This is a genomic window from Devosia sp. Leaf420, from assembly GCF_001425445.1.
GTDB lineage: Bacteria > Pseudomonadota > Alphaproteobacteria > Rhizobiales > Devosiaceae > Devosia.
Genome location: NZ_LMQU01000012.1, coordinates 20,585 through 36,996, shown reverse-complemented (window position 1 = coordinate 36,996; position 16,412 = coordinate 20,585). Strand labels below are relative to the sequence as shown.

At 59.2% G+C, this 16,412-nt stretch carries 11 protein-coding genes and 2 pseudogenes; 9 read left to right on the top strand and 4 right to left on the bottom strand.

What is annotated here, in order from left to right:
* Positions 1–255 precede the first annotated feature (255 nt).
* The 7 genes and pseudogenes from ASG47_RS13490 to ASG47_RS13460 all read left to right on the top strand — a co-directional run bounded on the left by ASG47_RS13490 (position 256) and on the right by ASG47_RS13460 (position 10,642).
* The gene (locus ASG47_RS13490) at positions 256–1,422 is read left to right on the top strand and encodes a glycosyltransferase family 4 protein (protein ID WP_156464111.1); all 1,167 of its coding nucleotides are present in this window, start codon (positions 256–258) and stop codon (positions 1,420–1,422) included.
* A 100-nt stretch (positions 1,423–1,522) separates the two neighbouring features.
* Positions 1,523–3,724 (top strand): UDP-galactopyranose mutase, encoded by a 2,202-nt coding sequence (glf, locus tag ASG47_RS13485; RefSeq protein ID WP_082511779.1) that lies wholly within the window; start codon positions 1,523–1,525, stop codon positions 3,722–3,724.
* A 56-nt stretch (positions 3,725–3,780) separates the two neighbouring features.
* Positions 3,781–6,892 (top strand): annotated as a pseudogene (locus ASG47_RS13480) (glycosyltransferase).
* Positions 6,889–9,111, top strand: coding sequence for a glycosyltransferase family 4 protein (locus ASG47_RS13475; RefSeq protein WP_061909880.1), 2,223 nt, complete (start codon positions 6,889–6,891; stop codon positions 9,109–9,111). Before ASG47_RS13480 ends, ASG47_RS13475 begins: the two are co-directional and overlap by 4 nt.
* Before the next feature lie 68 nt (positions 9,112–9,179).
* On the top strand, positions 9,180–9,488 hold the full coding sequence (locus tag ASG47_RS13470) for a hypothetical protein (protein ID WP_061909879.1): 309 nt from the start codon (positions 9,180–9,182) through the stop codon (positions 9,486–9,488).
* 10 nt (positions 9,489–9,498) lie between these two features.
* Positions 9,499–10,272 (top strand): exodeoxyribonuclease III, encoded by a 774-nt coding sequence (gene xth / locus ASG47_RS13465; protein WP_061909878.1) that lies wholly within the window; start codon positions 9,499–9,501, stop codon positions 10,270–10,272.
* 136 nt (positions 10,273–10,408) lie between these two features.
* Positions 10,409–10,642, top strand: coding sequence for a DUF378 domain-containing protein (locus tag ASG47_RS13460; RefSeq protein ID WP_061909877.1), 234 nt, complete (start codon positions 10,409–10,411; stop codon positions 10,640–10,642).
* A gap of 430 nt (positions 10,643–11,072) precedes the next feature.
* Here ASG47_RS13460 and ASG47_RS13455 read toward each other — a convergent pair whose 3' ends face one another.
* The 3 genes from ASG47_RS13455 to ASG47_RS13445 are packed head-to-tail and all read right to left on the bottom strand — an operon-like array spanning position 11,073 to position 14,613.
* Complete coding sequence (locus ASG47_RS13455; protein WP_061909875.1) at positions 11,073–11,636, bottom strand: DUF4142 domain-containing protein; 564 nt, start codon at positions 11,634–11,636, stop codon at positions 11,073–11,075.
* A 16-nt stretch (positions 11,637–11,652) separates the two neighbouring features.
* Positions 11,653–12,792, bottom strand: a complete 1,140-nt coding sequence (locus tag ASG47_RS13450) for an alpha/beta hydrolase (protein ID WP_200940941.1) — start codon at positions 12,790–12,792, stop codon at positions 11,653–11,655.
* Between the two features lie 36 nt (positions 12,793–12,828).
* The gene (locus tag ASG47_RS13445; protein ID WP_061909871.1) at positions 12,829–14,613 is read right to left on the bottom strand and encodes a YbhB/YbcL family Raf kinase inhibitor-like protein; all 1,785 of its coding nucleotides are present in this window, start codon (positions 14,611–14,613) and stop codon (positions 12,829–12,831) included.
* 390 nt (positions 14,614–15,003) lie between these two features.
* On the opposite strand from ASG47_RS13445, the gene ASG47_RS20710 reads away from it, so the two are divergent.
* Positions 15,004–15,228, top strand: coding sequence for a hypothetical protein (locus ASG47_RS20710; RefSeq protein WP_156464110.1), 225 nt, complete (start codon positions 15,004–15,006; stop codon positions 15,226–15,228).
* 260 nt (positions 15,229–15,488) lie between these two features.
* Complete coding sequence (locus tag ASG47_RS13435; RefSeq protein ID WP_061909866.1) at positions 15,489–15,740, top strand: DUF2188 domain-containing protein; 252 nt, start codon at positions 15,489–15,491, stop codon at positions 15,738–15,740.
* A 125-nt stretch (positions 15,741–15,865) separates the two neighbouring features.
* Here ASG47_RS13435 and ASG47_RS20390 read toward each other — a convergent pair.
* Positions 15,866–16,044: pseudogene (locus ASG47_RS20390) on the bottom strand (DUF3606 domain-containing protein).
* Positions 16,045–16,412: the final 368 nt, after the last annotated feature.

Genomic DNA, 16,412 nt, shown 5'->3' with positions numbered 1-16,412 from the left:
AGAGGGCAGTATTGTGCTCGTCCCGGAGAGGCCGACGAATTTCCAGTGACCTTGCGAGGCCTCGCGCTGGGCGCTTGTAGGGGTGTCCGGGTCCGTTCCCGTCTCTGGCCTTCTATGCAACGCGTGACATGTGACGGAACTTAACGCGGAAGGCGCGGTTCATGCAGGCAACCTTAGTGGCTGCTTGGCCCTAAAAGCCAAATCTTTTCATAGTTTTGACCCACGCCACTCGTGGCGGGAACGGCGGAGCATAATATGTTCAGCGAGGGCTTGCGCACGTCCATTGTGGTGATCAGCGACCGCGTCGAAAACGGTCACCGGCCGAGCGAAAAGCCTTTTGACGCCGCGCCGAGGAAGCTTTTGGTCAGCGAACCGGCTCCCTCCGTCGTTGGCGGCTACCTTGAGCGCCTACCGTTAACTGCCATTCGCTGCGGTCTCGTCGAATTCGCCGAAATCTGGCACCACAGCATCGAACACGGCTCCTTCCAAGAGGATACCCCGCAGCTCGCGCGCCGGATCTTTCCCCTCAGTCACGACACTGCACCCTTCCATTCCGAGACCATGCTCGATTTCATCCGCATGCATGGCGCACCGCGCATTCTCTGCATATGGGGTCTAGGGGTCAGCGAAGCGATGCTCGACGCGTGCCGCGACAGCATCATCATCTACAATTCGATCGACGCCCCTGCCCTGCGCGTACCACCCGAGGTCAGCCGCCATTTCGACATTGTGCTGACAGGTGCCGAGTGGCAATCCGATCTCGTCCATGAACGTCATCCCGATATGATAACCGCGATCATGCCGATCGGCCCCGAATTCGCCTCCCCCCAAACGTTCTTCCCGACCGGCGACCCGAAACAGTACGACATCATCTATGTTGCCGCGGCGCAGGCCTATAAGCGCCACGACGTACTGTTTGATGCGATGGCCCGCGCGACGCGCCGGCTCACCGGGCTCTGCGTCATGGGCTATGGCGAGGACGCGGCAGCGCTTCGCCAGCGCGCGCATGACCTCGACATCACCGTCGATTTCATCGACCCACCGGGCGTGCCCTATGCCGAGGTCAACCGGCTGATGAACGCGGCGCGTGTCGGCGTCGTGTGTGGTGTCGAGGATGGCGCTCCTGCCATTATCACCGAATACATGCTCGCGGGCCTCCCCGTCGTGGCCAATGCCGACCTCGCCTGCGGCCTTCAATATATCTTGCCGGAAACCGGCATTGCCGCGCCGGCCGATAGCTTCGAGCAGGCCATCATTGCCGCGATTGATCATCCCGAGCGGTTCAGCCCCCGCGAAGCCGTCCTCGCACGCTGGGCCTGGCCCCACACGGCCGGCCGCTTCGAGAGCCTGATCGCTGAGGCCATTGCCAAAAAATCCCGAACAGCCGACCGCCAAGGAGCGTCGTTTGAACCAGCAGCTTAAGCCTGACCAATTCGACGCCCTGCCTGCAGGCCGTGCCGCACCCCTCATCTGCTTTTCGCACCTGCGCTGGGATTTCGTGCTGCAGCGTCCGCAGCATTTGATGCAGAGGTTTGTCGGTGAGCGGCAGGTCTATTTCTTCGAGGAATATATCCCGACCGACCACCACCTGCCCTATCTCGAATATCACCCTTTCGCCGGCACCGACGTGATTGCCGTCCGCCCGCGCATCCCCCATTGGTGGGATGAAGCGCAGCGCGAGACAGCACTTAGAGGCTTGCTCGACACCTTGCTCCGCCTCCATGGCGTCTCAAAGCCCGTCCTCTGGTTCTATAGCCCGATGATGTTCGGCTTTGCCAAACACGTCGACGCGGTGGCCATTGTCTATGACTGCATGGACGAGCTGGCCAATTTCCGCTTCGCCCCACCGCAGCTCAAGACCCTCGAAGCAGAACTGATCGACCGCGCCGACGTGGTCTTCACCGGTGGCGAAAGCCTCTTTGCTGCTAAACGCGGGCAGCATGACAATATCCATGTCTTTCCATCGAGCGTCGACGTCGCTCACTTCGCCCAGGCCCGCAAAGGCATGGCGCCTGCCGGCGATCTCAACGCCCTCCCCGGCCCGCGCCTCGGCTTTTATGGCGTGATCGACGAGCGGATCGATCTGGAACTGCTTGAGAAGGTCGCCCGCGCTCGACCCGATTGGTCGCTCATCATGGTGGGGCCGCTCGCCAAGATCGGTCCCGACGATTTGCCCCGCGTGCCAAATCTCCATTTCCTTGGCCAACGCAACTATGCCGATCTCCCGGCCTATCTCGCCGGCTGGGACGTGGCACTCATGCCCTTCGCCATCAACGAGGCGACGCGTTTCATCAGCCCCACCAAGACGCCGGAATATCTGGCTGCCGGCATCCCCGTCGTTTCGACACCTATTGCTGACGTCGTCGCCGCCTATGGCGCGCTTGATGCCGTCAATATCGCTCGGACACCAGCTGAATTCACCGCCGCCTGCGAGGCCGCACTGGCTCTCAAACCTGGTGACTGGCAGCCGGCCGTCGATGGAAAACTCGCCGCCATGTCCTGGGACAAAACCTTCGATCAGATGTCGCGTCTCGTTGGCGAAGCCATTTGTGGCGATCGCCCCGTCATCCGCTTGCCGGTTATGCGCAGCTCCAAACGCCGCTCGGCCTATGATGTGGTGATTGTCGGCGCTGGCTTTGCCGGATCGGTCCTCTCTGAACGGCTAGCGGCCGACAGCGATCAGCGCGTTCTCCTTTGCGATCGGCGCAACCATGTCGCCGGCAATGCTTATGATAAGCACGATGCTGCCGGCATTCTGGTGCATCAATACGGCCCGCATATCTTCCACACCAATAGCGACGCCATTGTCACCTATCTCTCCCGCTTCACCGCCTGGCGGCCCTACGAGCACCGCGTGCTTGCAGCGGTTGGGGACAAGCGCGTGCCTATGCCGATCAACCGCACGACGCTCAATGCGCTCTATAGCCTCGATCTCAGCACTGACGCTGAAGCCGAAGAATTCCTCCGCAGCCGCGCCGAGCCGATTGCCGAACTGCGGACGTCGAAGGATGTCGTGATCAATCAGGTTGGCGCCGAACTCTACCGCACCTTCTTCGAAGGCTATACGCGCAAGCAATGGGGGCTCGATCCCAGCCAATTGGACAAGGCTGTCACCTCACGTATCCCCACGCGCTGCAATGAGGACGACCGCTACTTCCTCGATACGTTCCAGGCCATGCCGCTTCATGGCTATACGGCCATGTTCGAAAACATGCTCGACCACGACAATATCGATCTCGCGCTTGGTGTTGATTATGCCGATATCCGCGCAGAAAACCTGGCGCCCCGCACGATCTACACGGGCCCGATCGACGAATATTTCGGTCACCGTTTCGGCGCCCTGCCCTATCGCAGCCTCGCCTTCCGCCACGAAACCCTGGATCAGCGCCGTTTCCAACCGGTGGCCGTTGTCAATTATCCAGACGAGGCCGTGCCCTATACACGCATCACCGAATACAAGCACCTGACGGGGCAGGTGCATCGCCAGACCTCGATCAGCTACGAATTCCCCCAGGCCGATGGCGACCCCTACTACCCCATCCCGCGACCGGAAAACGCAGCGCTCTATAAGCAATATGCCGATCTCGCCGATGCACATCCTGAGGTCAGTTTCGTCGGTCGCCTCGGCACTTATCGCTACTACAATATGGATCAAGTCGTCGGGCAGGCGCTGGCTCACTATCGCCGCATGAATGTCTCCACCGATATGGCGGTTGGCTCATGAGGCCGGTCCTGGTCTTGGCGACCGATAGCCGTCATCCCTCTGGCCTTGGCGAACACATGCTGACGCTCGGCAGCGCCCTGTCGGACGAGTTCGATGTCGTGATTGCCGCTGATGGCAATGCAGGCGGCCGCGATTTGCTAGCCCGCGCCGCTGCTATGGGCCTGCGCATAAAAGCGTTCGATCTTTCCGCTCTCAATCCGTTCAAAGCGTGGTTGCGGAACAATGCCACGCTGCTCCATGTCCATGCCGGCATCGGCTGGGAAGGCCACGAACTCGTGCGGCTCGGGAAGGCCGCGGGCCTGCCGACCATCCGCACCGAACACCTGCCCTATGTGCTGACCAGTCCCGTGCAACAGGCGGAATATGGTGCCCTGCTTCTTTCCGTCGATCGCGTTATCACCGTCTCGCGCGCCGCCTATGACAGCTTTGCGAGCCGCCATGGCGCATCTCGTTTTGCTCTTGTGCCCAACGGGATTGCGGCGCGCAGGGCCACAACAGACCGCCAAAACACCCGATCGGCCTTGGGCGTGTTGGCGCACGAACAAATGCTGCTGACCGTTGCGCGCTTTACCGAGCAGAAGGCCTATCCCACCTTGCTCGACGCAGTGCCGGCCGTGCTCGAACATCAGCCCGGGGCGCGGTTCGTCTGGGTCGGCGATGGTCCGGATTTCACCACGCTGGAAAAAGCCGTGCGCGACGCTGGGCTCGATCATGCCGTGACCCTCCTTGGCCATCGCGACGATGTTCCCGACCTCTTGGCGGCGGCGGACCTCTTGGTCTCGCCGTCGCTGTTCGAGGGCCTGCCGCTGGTGCTGCTCGAAGCCATGGCCGCCGGCGTGCCGGTCGTCACCACCGCAATCGGCGGCAGCATCGAAGCCGTGGGCGAGGCTCACCCCTATCTCACCGCCCCCGTTGATCCCATCGCTCTGGCCTCCACTATAACTGCCGCCCTTGCCGACCCCGACGCCGCGCAAAAATCCGGCGAAGCCGGACGTGAGCGGTTCAACCAGCATTTCCTTGCCAGCCGGATGGCCGCGCAAACCGCGAAAATCTACGCCTCCGTCATGGCCCCTTCCTCATCGCAATTACAGGCCCGTTCCGCATGACCAAGACTCGCATAGGCTTTATCGGCGTCGGCGGCATCGCCCAGCGCCATCTCGGTGTGCTCGAACAATTCGAGGATGTCGAACTGGCAGGTTTCGCTGACGTGGATTTCGACCGCGCCGTTGACGCCGCCTCACGCTTTGGCGCCCGCGCGTTCGCCAACCACGACGACATGCTCGCGCACGGCCGACTTGACGCCATCTATATCTGCATTCCCCCCTTCGCGCATGGCGCCGCCGAACGCGCCGTGATTGCCAAGGGTCTACCCTTCTTCGTCGAAAAACCCATCTCGCTCGACCTCGCAATGGCAGAGGCTCTGGCTGGCGAAATCGAGACCGCAGGCCTCATCACGGCGGTCGGTTATCACTGGCGCTATCTCGATACGGTCGATGAAGCTCGGCGCTTGTTGGAAAACCGCCCGGCACAATTGCTCTCGGGCTACTGGCTTGACCAAACCCCACCGCCGCAATGGTGGTGGCACAAGGATCAATCCGGCGGGCAGATGGTCGAACAGACCACCCACATCATCGACCTCGCCCGCTATCTCGTCGGCGATGTCACCCAGGTCTTTGGCCTTGCCGGCCACAGCAATCGCGATAACTATCCTGGCCTCGACGTGCCCACCGTCAGCACGGCGAGCCTTCGCTTTGCGTCCGGCGCAGTCGGCAATATCGGCTCAACCTGCCTCCTCAATTGGGGACACCGTGTTGGGCTCCATCTCTTTGCCGATGGCATGGCGCTGGAACTGACCGATCACGATATCATGGTCGATGTCGGCGCCGGTCGCCCTGTTCGCCATGCAGAGGGCGACCCGGTCTGGCGCGAGGACCGTGATTTCATCGATGCCGTCCGCGGTAAGCCGAGCCGAATACGCTGCTCCTACGGCGAAGCCCTCAAAACCCACCGCGTGGCGCTGGCCATCAACCAATCGGCTGAGACCGGCCAAGCCGTCGATCTGGTGACCCGCTGATGCCTCACCGTCACATCCGCTCGCTCGGCATCGAACGCGAAGGCCAAGCCTATCATTTCGGCTATGACGAAGGACCACCTGGCGACGGTCAGGTGCAATTGCAAACGCTCTACTCCGGCTTTTCAGCCGGCACTGAGCTGACCTTCATGAAGCACACCAATCCCTATTTCTTCTCGCGCTGGAATGGCGAGCGCGGGGTGTTCGAGCCGGGCGAACCAAGTCTCCATTATCCCGTGCCTTTTCTTGGCTATATGGAATCGGCGCGGGTGCTCGAAAGCCGCAGCCCGGCCTTTGCTAATGGCGAGGTCGTCGCCACCGCTTACGCTCACAAGACTGGTCACACTTCTGATCCTTCGCGCGACGTTCTCGTGCCCCTTCCGCCCAGCCTAGACCCCATACTCGGCGTCTTCGTTGGCCAGATGGGTCCCATTGCGGCAAACGGCATTTTGCACGCCGACGCGGACATTTTCGGCAGCCAGGTGACCCATCTGGGCCAAGGCATTGCCGGTCGCCATGTCATCGTCGTCGGTGCCGGCACGGTCGGTCTGATGACCGCTTTGTTTGCCCAGCGCGCGGGCGCGGCTGGCCTGATCGTTGCTGACCCTTCGCTCTATCGACGCGCCAAGCTCGAAGCTTTAGGCATTCTCGCCATGGATGAGGCGCAGGCAGTGCAACATGCTAAGACCCAGTGGCATAGCGGAAGCGATCGCGGTGCAGATTTTGTCTTCCAAACCCGCGCTCATGCGGGCAGCCTACATTCCGCCCTTCAGGCGCTGAAACCACAAGGCACCGTGATCGACCTCGCCTTTTACCAAGGCGGCGCTGAAGCCCTGCGATTGGGGGAAGAATTCCACCACAATGGCCTGGCGCTCAAATGCGCCCAGATCAATCGTGTTCCTCGAGGCCTTGGGCATCAATGGGATCGGCGCCGGTTGGCAGGCGAAACGGTGGCTCTCCTCCAATCAGTCGGGGACATCGTCAAACGCGAAGTCATTACCCATGTCGTGCCTTTTGAAGATGGTCCGGCCTTCCTCGCCCAACTGGTGGAGAGGCGGCCCGAATTCATGCAGATCATCTTCAAGGTGGCTGAGTGAACACCGAACCCAAGCGCATTCTTTTTGTCTTTGCCTGGCTTGTTGTGGGTGGCGAAGAGACAGAAGTACGCCTTCTCGCCCAGACGCTAGACCCGCTTCTTTATCGCATCGACGTCGTCGCCTGCTTCCACAAGCCAGGCATGCCTGCCCAAACCCACGAGCAATTGCGTGCATTGGGCGTCGATGTCGACACGGTGCCCTACAGCCTCTCGTTTGAAGACACTGTCGCCTATCTCGCGCGCAAGGTTGCAACCTATGACGTCGTCATATCATGCCAGAATGTCGCCGATATTTATCCAGCCCTCGAACGCGCGCATCAGCGTCCGCCACTGATCGAACACGGCGGTCTCGTCTCTGAAGCCCTGGCTGGACCCAAGCACCTCACCAGCCGCTACGTCGGTGTCTGCCGCTCGATCCGCGATGCCGCCGCGGGAAAAATGCCGGGCCGCGAACACGACGCCATCGAAATTCCATCGATGGTCGACCTGAGCGAGTTTCACCCTGACGATCGCCAGCGCATGCGCGCCGAGCTCGGTATTAATGAAACCATCCCTGTCATCGGTTGGGTGGGGCGGCTCGACGAAAAGAAGCGCGTTGAAGATTTTATCACCGCCGCAGCCATCGTCCACCAGCAGCGTCCCGACGTGCTGTTTCTGATCGTGGGCGGTCCGGATGCTTTTATGACGGAATATGCGGAAAAGCTCCAACTGCTGGCGCTGAAAAGCCATCTGCAGCATGCCCTGCGCTTCCTTGGCGATCGCCGCGACGTCCCCGCCCTTCTCGCGGCCATGGATATTTTTGCCTGGCTGTCGGAAGGCGAAGGCATGCCTCATGTGATAGCCGAGGCTGGAGCGGCAGGACTTTCGGTCATAGCGACGCCCGACAACGGCGCCCTGCAACAGATCGAGGATGAGTTATCCGGGCTCTTCGTGCCCCATCGCGCGCCTGAGGCGGTCGCCAAAGCCATGGTGCGTCTCCTTGACGACTCCACCCTTCGCACACGTCTCGGCACTGCACTTCGAGCAAAAGTCGAAAACACCTACAGCGCCGCAGTGGTCACGCCGCAATGGCGCCGCCTGATTGACACGGTCATCGCCGAGCGCCCCTCGGCCCCTCCGCCGACCCTCTTCCAATCCTTCTACCAAGGCGGTTTCGAGTGCTCTACCCATCGGCTGAGCAATGGCAAGCGGCTCGACATCATCGCCTCTAGCCTTCACGATCAACATGCCGAAGCCGACTATCGCCAACTTGCGTCTCTCGGCATGCGTACCTTCCGCGATGGCTTTCGCTGGCACCGCATCGAAACCGCTCCCGGCCGCTACGACTGGTCGAGCATCCTGCCCATGCTCACGGCCGCCCGCACCACTGGCACACAGGTCATCTGGGATCTATTCCACTATGGCTGGCCGGACGATATGGATATCTGGGAACCGCAATTCGTTGATCGCTTCGCTGCCTTCGCCCGGGCCGCCGCTCGCCTGGTCCGCGACCATAGCGACTCGATCCCGTTTTATTGCCCGGTCAACGAAATATCCTTCACCGCCTGGGGCGGCGGCGATGCCGGCTATCTCAATCCGTTTGCCAGGGGCCGCGGCTTCGAGCTGAAGGTCCAACTAACCCGTGCGGCTATCGCCGCCATGGAAGCGATTCTCGAGATCGACAACCGCGCCCGCTTCGTACACTGCGACCCCGCGATCAATGTGGTGACAGCGCCAGAACGACCGCATGAATTCTGGGCCGCAGAGGGCCACCGCCAAGCACAGTATCAAAGTTGGGACATGCTGGCCGGACTTGCCTGGCCGCAGCTTGGCGGCTCCATGCGGCTGCTCGATATCGTCGGTGTCAATTACTACAGCAACAATCAATGGATACATGGCGGGCCGCCGATCGATCGCCATCATCCGCAATATCTCCCCCTGCACCGGTTGCTGATGGAAATACACGGTCGCTATGGGCGTCCAATATTGCTCTCTGAGACTGGTACAGAATTTGAGGCGCGACCCGAGTGGCTCCGTTATGCGGCAGGCGAGGTCTCTCTCGCTCGCACAAAAGGCGTACCGATGGAGGGGCTATGCCTTTATCCCATCCTCAATCATTTTGGGTGGGACGATGATAGGGCCTGTCAGAATGGATTGCTTGAACACGCTTGGTCCGACAATAGCCGGACAATCTACCAACCCCTCGCGGAAGAACTGGCACAATGGACTGCTAAGCGGTGATAGGGGTTTTTGCCATCGCAACGGCAAGGCTGACGGCTCGTTCCTGTCCAACAAGAGGAGCCCGGATAATGAACACCGCCAATCTGCAACTCGAAGGCCTCCTGATGGCCATAGCAGGCTTGAATCAAATGCTGGTCGCCAAAGGCCTCGTTTCCATCGAGGAAATCGACCAATGTCTTGCTCGATCGGAGCAAATTGTCTTGGGCGACGATCGCGTTTCCGAAGACCTGTCGCCAGCCCATCGCGACGCCATCGCCTTTCCCGCTCGGCTGCTTCGGCTCGCCAATAACAACCGAGATGGCGCAAGTATGCCGTCGTTTACGGCTCTGGCTAGAAGGGTCGGCGAAACAAAGGGCCCTGACAACGATCAGCTCTAGGCCGTTCGAGATGAAGATCGCCACCTATAACGTCAATGGCGTCAATGGCCGCCTGCCGGTCCTTCTCCGCTGGCTTAAAGAGGCGGAGCCCGATGTCGTCTGTTTGCAAGAGCTGAAATCTCCAGATGAGCGTTTTCCCGCTGCCGCTATCGAGGCTGCCGGATTTGGCGCCATCTGGCATGGTCAGAAAAGCTGGAACGGCGTTGCAATTCTCGCCCGCGGGACAGTGCCAATCGAGACCAGAACGGGACTTCCGGGTGATCGTGATGACCTTCACAGCCGGTACATCGAGGCTGCGGTCGAAGGCATAATCATCGGTTGCCTTTACCTTCCGAACGGCAACCCGGCACCAGGCCCAAAATTTGACTACAAGCTAAAATGGTTGGAGCGGTTTGCTGCGCACGCGAAGGAACTGCTGGCGACGGACCTGCCTGTGATTTTAGCGGGCGACTACAACGTCATGCCCACCGAAATGGACGTCTACAAACCGGAACGCTGGGTCTACGATGCACTTTTTAGGCCAGAGGTGCGTGACGCTTACCGAAAAATCATCGAGCAAGGCTGGACGGATGCGGTTCGCAAACTTCATCCAGATGAACGGATCTACACGTTCTGGGACTATCTTCGGAATGCCTACGGCCGGGATGCCGGTCTGCGGATCGACCACCTCCTGCTCGCACCGGCTATTGCAGGACGCCTCAAAGCTGCTGGCGTCGATCGTCATGTTCGAGGCTGGGAGAAGTCGAGCGACCACGCTCCAACATGGATTGTTCTGAGGTCATGACGCCGAAAACGCCACCTCGATTGCAGGCCAATATTGGCTCAACTTCAGGTCGAGGAGCAGTTCGAAACGGTGGCTTGTTAATCGTCGGAACTGTCGATGCACGGTGAGGTTCTCCAAATGTACATTGGAGAATTTTATGAAAGCCCTCAATCTCATAACGCTGCTACTCGTCATCGTAGGCGGCGTGAACTGGCTGCTCGTCGGCGCATTCCAATTCGACCTCGTGGCATCCATCTTCGGCGGCCAGGACGCCGCCCTGGCTCGGATCGTTTATGTTCTCGTCGGCCTTTCTGCCGTCTACCAGCTCATTCCTTTCTTCCGCGCGATGTCCATCGGTGAAGTGCCTGCGGAATCGGCTCGCCGTTACTAATCCCACAGCCTGGCCGGGGCAAACGTTTTGGCCAGGCAACTCTTTGTGTCTGTCGACGCACGCTTGTTGTTCGGCGAGGGGACGGCCTGGTAACTCGCACATGCGGCAAGGCCGACGACGACTATCGGGGCATCAGCCGGTATTTCCGACCTCGATAGCAACCCCATTCTCAATAGAAATGTCGCCACTACCAACGCCCCTTGAGGCTTATCGTCGGACTGCCGGCACTGTTGCCACTGTGCAGCGTTGTCGGCTTGTCTATTGGGGGCCTGTCCGCATACCCAGGGAAATCCATAGTCCAAACGCCGGCGTACGCCGCAAGACAAACTCTCTTGCGGCGTACGAAGACTTTTAGATGCGTTCGGTCGAGCACGTTATTCCAGTCATATCGACAAATGCGTGGAATAACGCGCCACGTATTGCTACGATCTCAGCGGTGCTCTCCGTGCACAATTGCCGTGACGTGCGCCAAGTGCGTTTCAAGCGCCGGCAAGGTTTCTCTGGCAAAACCCACCAGTGTCTGATCATCACCTGAACCGGCATAGGTCCGGAACAGCGCCACGGCTTCCATGTGCGCTTGCACCTGCATGTCGAGGTAAAGCGCTTTGAAGTCCGCGCCGTCGGCCGCCTCGAGCTGATCCAGCATCTTTTGATGCTTTGGTGCCAGCGCCGGCATATCGTCCGGCTTTGCCGGATGATCTGCAAGGAGCGCGTCGAGCTTTTCGCCCGCCGCCTTGTGATCGGCAATGATCATGTCGGCCGCCTCGTTGATCGCTTCCTCCTGATCCTTTTGCTTGGCCAGTTCGCTCGATTGGATTTCGAACTGGTTGGCGCTCATGGTCTGCATGAGGAAGCTTGGCGTATCAACAACGAAAACCGGCGACGCGTCGCCGGCCGGCTTGGCGAGGACGTCCTGCGCCAAAGCCAAAGGGGAGAGGGCAAGAGAAAGTGCCACGGCTGTGCCAGCGGCAGCGATTTTGATCCGAAGAGTCATTTTGTTTTCCTGGCTGTTACTGGGCAAAAGCGGCGGTGAGATCGGCGTTCGCGGCATCAACCGCCTCTTTCGCCTCGGGAACGACCTTGGCCATGCCGAAGAATTCGTGGGTCACGCCGTCGTAGTGCAGCGCATTGACCGCAACGCCGGCAGCGTCGAGGTCCTCTGCATAGGTCTCGCCTTCGGTGCGCAGCGGATCGATCTGTGCGGTAATCACGGTTGCTGGCGGCAGGCCTGCAAGATCGTCGCGGCCAACGAGATTGAGCCTCGGATCGCTGGCCTGTTCGGGGTTTTCGAGAACGTGGTCGAAGAACCATTCCATGTCGGGCTTGCCAAGCGGCTTGGCCTCGGCATTTTCGAGATAGGACTCAGTCTCAGTGTCTGTTCCTGCAATCGGATAGACAAGCAACTGATAGACCGGCAGCGTTGCTTCACGATCCTTGGCCATCAGTGCCACATTGGCCGCAAGGTTGGCTCCCGCACTTTCTCCGGCCACAGCGATCCGCGCAGCGTCGCCATTCATGGTGTGGATGTTTTCGACCACCCATTCATAGGCGGTCCAGGCATCATCATGTGCTGCCGGAAATTTCCATTCCGGGGCATGGCGATAATCGACGGAGATCACGATCGCCTTCGAACCGATGGCGAGGGCCCGCGGGGTTGAATCATAGACATTGATATCGGCGACCACCCAGCCACCGCCGTGGAAATAGACAATAACCGGCAATGGGCCTTCGCCAGCATCGGGCGGCATATAGACCCGGGCGGGCAGCGCACCCATGGGGCCCGGAATAGCGATGTCTTTGGTTTCGACAAGCGCTTCAGGCTCGGACGGAATTTTCTTGTCCCGCTGCACTGTCCGGGCAGCATCGGCAGGGCTGGCCTGGTTACGTGCTTCAGGCACGCTCAACGTATGGAAAGGCTTGGCCTCAAGTTCGGCAAGTGCATCGAGTACGGCCTTCATGTCGGCATTGGGCTGCGCCATTTCAGCCGCGGGCTTCGGCGAAGCGGGCATGGGTGGTGGCGTTGCGGCTTCAGAGTTTGTTGGTACAGCGGGTGTGGCAGGCGTCGCATCCTGGGCTATGACGCCTGTCATCGCTGTCGTCATCAGGGCGGCCGAAACCAGCCCACCCAAAAGTGTTTTATGGATCGTCATTGTTTGGTCCTTGAAAATGATCTTGATGAAAGAAAATTACTGCTTGGGCGGCTCGATGGTCTGCTGATACGTGCCGACAAGCTCGCCCTTGCCGATCACATGCCCCTCGATGGCATCGAGCAGCGCATCGCGATCGGCGGTCGCGGGAAGTTCGAGAACCTTATCGAGCGCCAATACTTGGAAATGGTAATGGTGTGGCGGATCACCGACGGGCGGCTTGGGGCCAAAATAGCCATTTGTCCCAGCGCTGTTGCGGCCCTGCATGACGCCTTCAGGCTCCATCAGGCGGGGTTGCTCCTGCAGACCTTCCGGCAACTGGGTCAGCGAGCCAGGAATATTCCAAGCCAGCCAATGGACGAATGGAGTGATCGGCTTGGCGTCCGGATCTTCCATGATGATAGCGTAGGATGCTGCACCATCGACAGCAGTCCAGGAGAGCGCCGGAGAAACACCATCGGCATAATCGCTATGTTTTTCGGGGATGGCGGCGTCCGCTTCGATCGTTCCCGACATGACATCGAGCACGCCTTCGGCCGCAGTTTCATCGCGTTGGAGCGCGAGCGGCACGCCGACCCCGCGCGATGCCTGCTCTTCCATGACCTCGGCCGGCGGCGTGTCGGTGCCCTCGGCGGCCGCTTCATTGCCCTCATAAGCAATGCGATAAATCACCCCATTGGCGTCGTCGGCCATCAGCAGTGATCCATCCTTGGCAATGGCAAGACCCACGGGACGCGCGATGTGCGTCGTACCGTCATCGGTCAAAAAGCCGCTGATGAAAGGCTCGATCGAAGCCGGCTTGCCATCTTCGAAATCAATCCGGACAATCTCGTAGCCAGAAGCCGGGTTGCGGTTCCAGGAACCGCGCATGGTTGCGAAGGCATCGCCCTGGTATTCGGCGGGGAACGACGCGCCGTCATAGAATTTCATCTGCATCGGCGCGGCATGCGCCGTATAGCCGATCACCATTGGTGTGCTTTGCTCGCGCCACTGTTCCTTGGTTATGCCACCGGGCGGATTGCTTTGCGGATAGAGATCGCCCTCACCGAACACATGAGGCCAGCCATATTGCTTACCCTGCTCGAGAAGGTTCAGTTCTTCGGGCTGTACCTCGTCGCCGAGAAAGTCGATGCCGTGATCGAGGCCCCACAGTTCGCCTGTCGTCGGATTCCAATCGTAACCGATTGTATTGCGGAGGCCTGACGCAAAAATGGTACGGGATTTGCCATCCGGCGCCATGCGGAGGATCGTGGCATTTTCGGCATTTGTCTCGTTGCAGGCGTTGCAGGTCGAGCCGGCGCTATAATAGATCATGCCATCGGGCCCAAACTCGAGCACGCGGTTAGGATGCTGTCCGGCATCGGGCAAATCGCCGACGAGCAGTTCGAGCTCACCAAGCGTCCCGTCTTCCTGGATTTCGCCTACGAAGATTTCCTTGGCCGTCGCGATGTAGAGCTTACCATCGTGAATGGCGAGGCCGTGCGTCTGCGGACGATTGGCGACGGTCACCGGCGCCTTATCGGCCCGCCCATCGCCATCCTCGTCCCGCAGCATCAGCACGTCACCTTCTTCGCGCCGACTGACATAGACAGTGCCATCGTCGGCGACCGCGATGATGCGAGAATTGCCAAGGCCTGCTGCAAAAGGCTTGACCGAAAAGCCTTCCGGAATTTTGAGCTGGGCCAGTTTGTCGCTCGTGGGCAGGACCTTGTTCGGTTTGAAAATGCTGACGGAATAGGACAGATCGGTACCATCGCCCTGCTGAGCAAAAACAGGTGTGACGCCGAGTATTGCCAATGTCGCAAGGGCAGTGCTGAACTTCATGAAAATGCCTCCTCAGTATGAGGCTTAAATGTTCAGCGGGTGTGCGTGTTGCCCGAGCCATGATCACTTCGGCAAATGCCAGGAAATCGTAGTGTTCCTTTTGCTGTGAGAACAACACAGGTTACTCGTCATCCCCATTGACCGCTCAGAATGATTTTCATTCGGGCAGTGTCTAGCGGCCTAGATTATGGCTCTGAGGGACCGAACCCATTTCGCATACGACGAAGCACGGCAGCTTTTCATGAGTGGTATGAGAACAGATTTTTGGAGCGCGGCAGAGGGGGGCTTTTTGTCGAGTATCCTGCAGCGTTACTTGAACATCCGGCCGCTGACCAAAAACTGAGCCTCGGGCTAACCGCCCAGACAGACCGCCCACCGATGGAACCTTTTATGACTGACTATGACGTGACACCCGAAGAGCTTAGAACCTTGGCAATGTCCAAATCTGAAAAGCCTCCTTCGGATGTGGATACAGCCCATCTCGCCAAACTGCTCTCGCTGGCGCTGCTGGTGCAACGCGAGGGTGGCACGGAACTAAGCAAGTCAGGGTGCACTCTGCTTGAGACCAGTGGGACGACGCACACCACACATGTCGAAGGCTCTGGGAGAATTTGACTGCATCACCGGTCGCCTCTCGCTGTGACTGGTTGAGATCTTCCTCCGAATGCATGCCAGTAGAACGTTCTGCGTTATGCGATTAAGCGCCTAAGGAAACTCGCGCTGAGCTTTCCGTCGCGCAACGACGTGGAAGTGCATCATGGTCAGGCAGATCTAGTGCAGAGATCGAGCAGTCCAGTACAAAAACTTTCGCTCCGCGTCCCAGCAACCTCCGGGGGACGATGAAAGTTTTTAGGTCGACACAAAGGAGTTAGAGCATGGCGCATGTGACGTACGATGTAGTTGAGCACGATGGTGGCTTTGCCTACAAAGTGGGCGACGTCTATTCGGAAACTTTCCCCACCCATCAGGCAGCCCATGAGGCTGCTGTTTCAGCAGCGCAACGCCAGCAGCTAGCAGGTGAAAGCGAAGCCATTCAATATCAAGACAACCAAGGCCAGTGGCATGAAGAACTCGCCAGTGGTGGCGACAGGCCGCAAACCGATGTCGATGATTCGCTCGAAGAATAATTCTTGAGCCCCGCGGATGCGCTGGCAGTTGAGCCCGGCGCTGTCCGCTGGGCGTGTGTCCTCAAGCAGCTTGAAGAAGATCTGCCTCATTAATTAGCCGACTAAATGTGGTTGTTAAGGGCGATCTAGCTCAAGAGATCAGGCTTGCGATCCAACTTTTCCTCGACCTTGCTCAGGCTATTTCCAGCGCCTTCGACTGCCTTTTGACCGCCTCTTTGCTCACGTTCTTCTTCTTGGCCTCGTAACGAACTTCGTGATCTTGTCGGCCCTCAACGCGAGCGCGATCCTGGGATATGTTCGACATATTTTACTTCGATAGAATTGTTGAACCTGAAGTTCAATGCGTACTGGAATCGAAAGTTCAGTGTGAAGGGCGAGAGATGCAAAGCTCCTATTCGGACTGACAATGTAGCTGAACTCTCCAGGTCGGCCATATAGCTAGCGCCTCGCGAAAAGCAGCAATGTCGTAAAACTCATGGCTAAGCTCAACTCTTCCGCATCCCATCGTCCAATGTGCCAACACGTCGCATCTCATTTTTCGGGTGATGGATGCCGTTTGAAGAGGCGCTAGCGGCTTACTCCCAAACGGGTGTTTTTAGTTCTCGGATGGAAGGACTGCTTGTGGTGAGCAACTCGAACGAGGTTCGGGGATTTCGCTACGACACCTTCGGA

Bases quoted from the DNA above. Each gene is read 5' to 3' on its own strand.
- glf (WP_082511779.1), top strand. From the start codon at position 1,523: ATGCAGAGGTTTGTCGGTGAGCGGCAGGTCTATTTCTTCGAGGAATAT.
- ASG47_RS20710 (WP_156464110.1), top strand. From the start codon at position 15,004: ATGACTGACTATGACGTGACACCCGAAGAGCTTAGAACCTTGGCAATG.
- ASG47_RS13490 (WP_156464111.1), top strand. From the start codon at position 256: ATGTTCAGCGAGGGCTTGCGCACGTCCATTGTGGTGATCAGCGACCGC.
- ASG47_RS13450 (WP_200940941.1), bottom strand. From the start codon at position 12,792: ATGACGATCCATAAAACACTTTTGGGTGGGCTGGTTTCGGCCGCCCTG.
- xth (WP_061909878.1), top strand. From the start codon at position 9,499: ATGAAGATCGCCACCTATAACGTCAATGGCGTCAATGGCCGCCTGCCG.
- ASG47_RS13470 (WP_061909879.1), top strand. From the start codon at position 9,180: ATGAACACCGCCAATCTGCAACTCGAAGGCCTCCTGATGGCCATAGCA.
- ASG47_RS13455 (WP_061909875.1), bottom strand. From the start codon at position 11,636: ATGACTCTTCGGATCAAAATCGCTGCCGCTGGCACAGCCGTGGCACTT.
- ASG47_RS13445 (WP_061909871.1), bottom strand. From the start codon at position 14,613: ATGAAGTTCAGCACTGCCCTTGCGACATTGGCAATACTCGGCGTCACA.
- ASG47_RS13460 (WP_061909877.1), top strand. From the start codon at position 10,409: ATGAAAGCCCTCAATCTCATAACGCTGCTACTCGTCATCGTAGGCGGC.
- ASG47_RS13435 (WP_061909866.1), top strand. From the start codon at position 15,489: ATGGCGCATGTGACGTACGATGTAGTTGAGCACGATGGTGGCTTTGCC.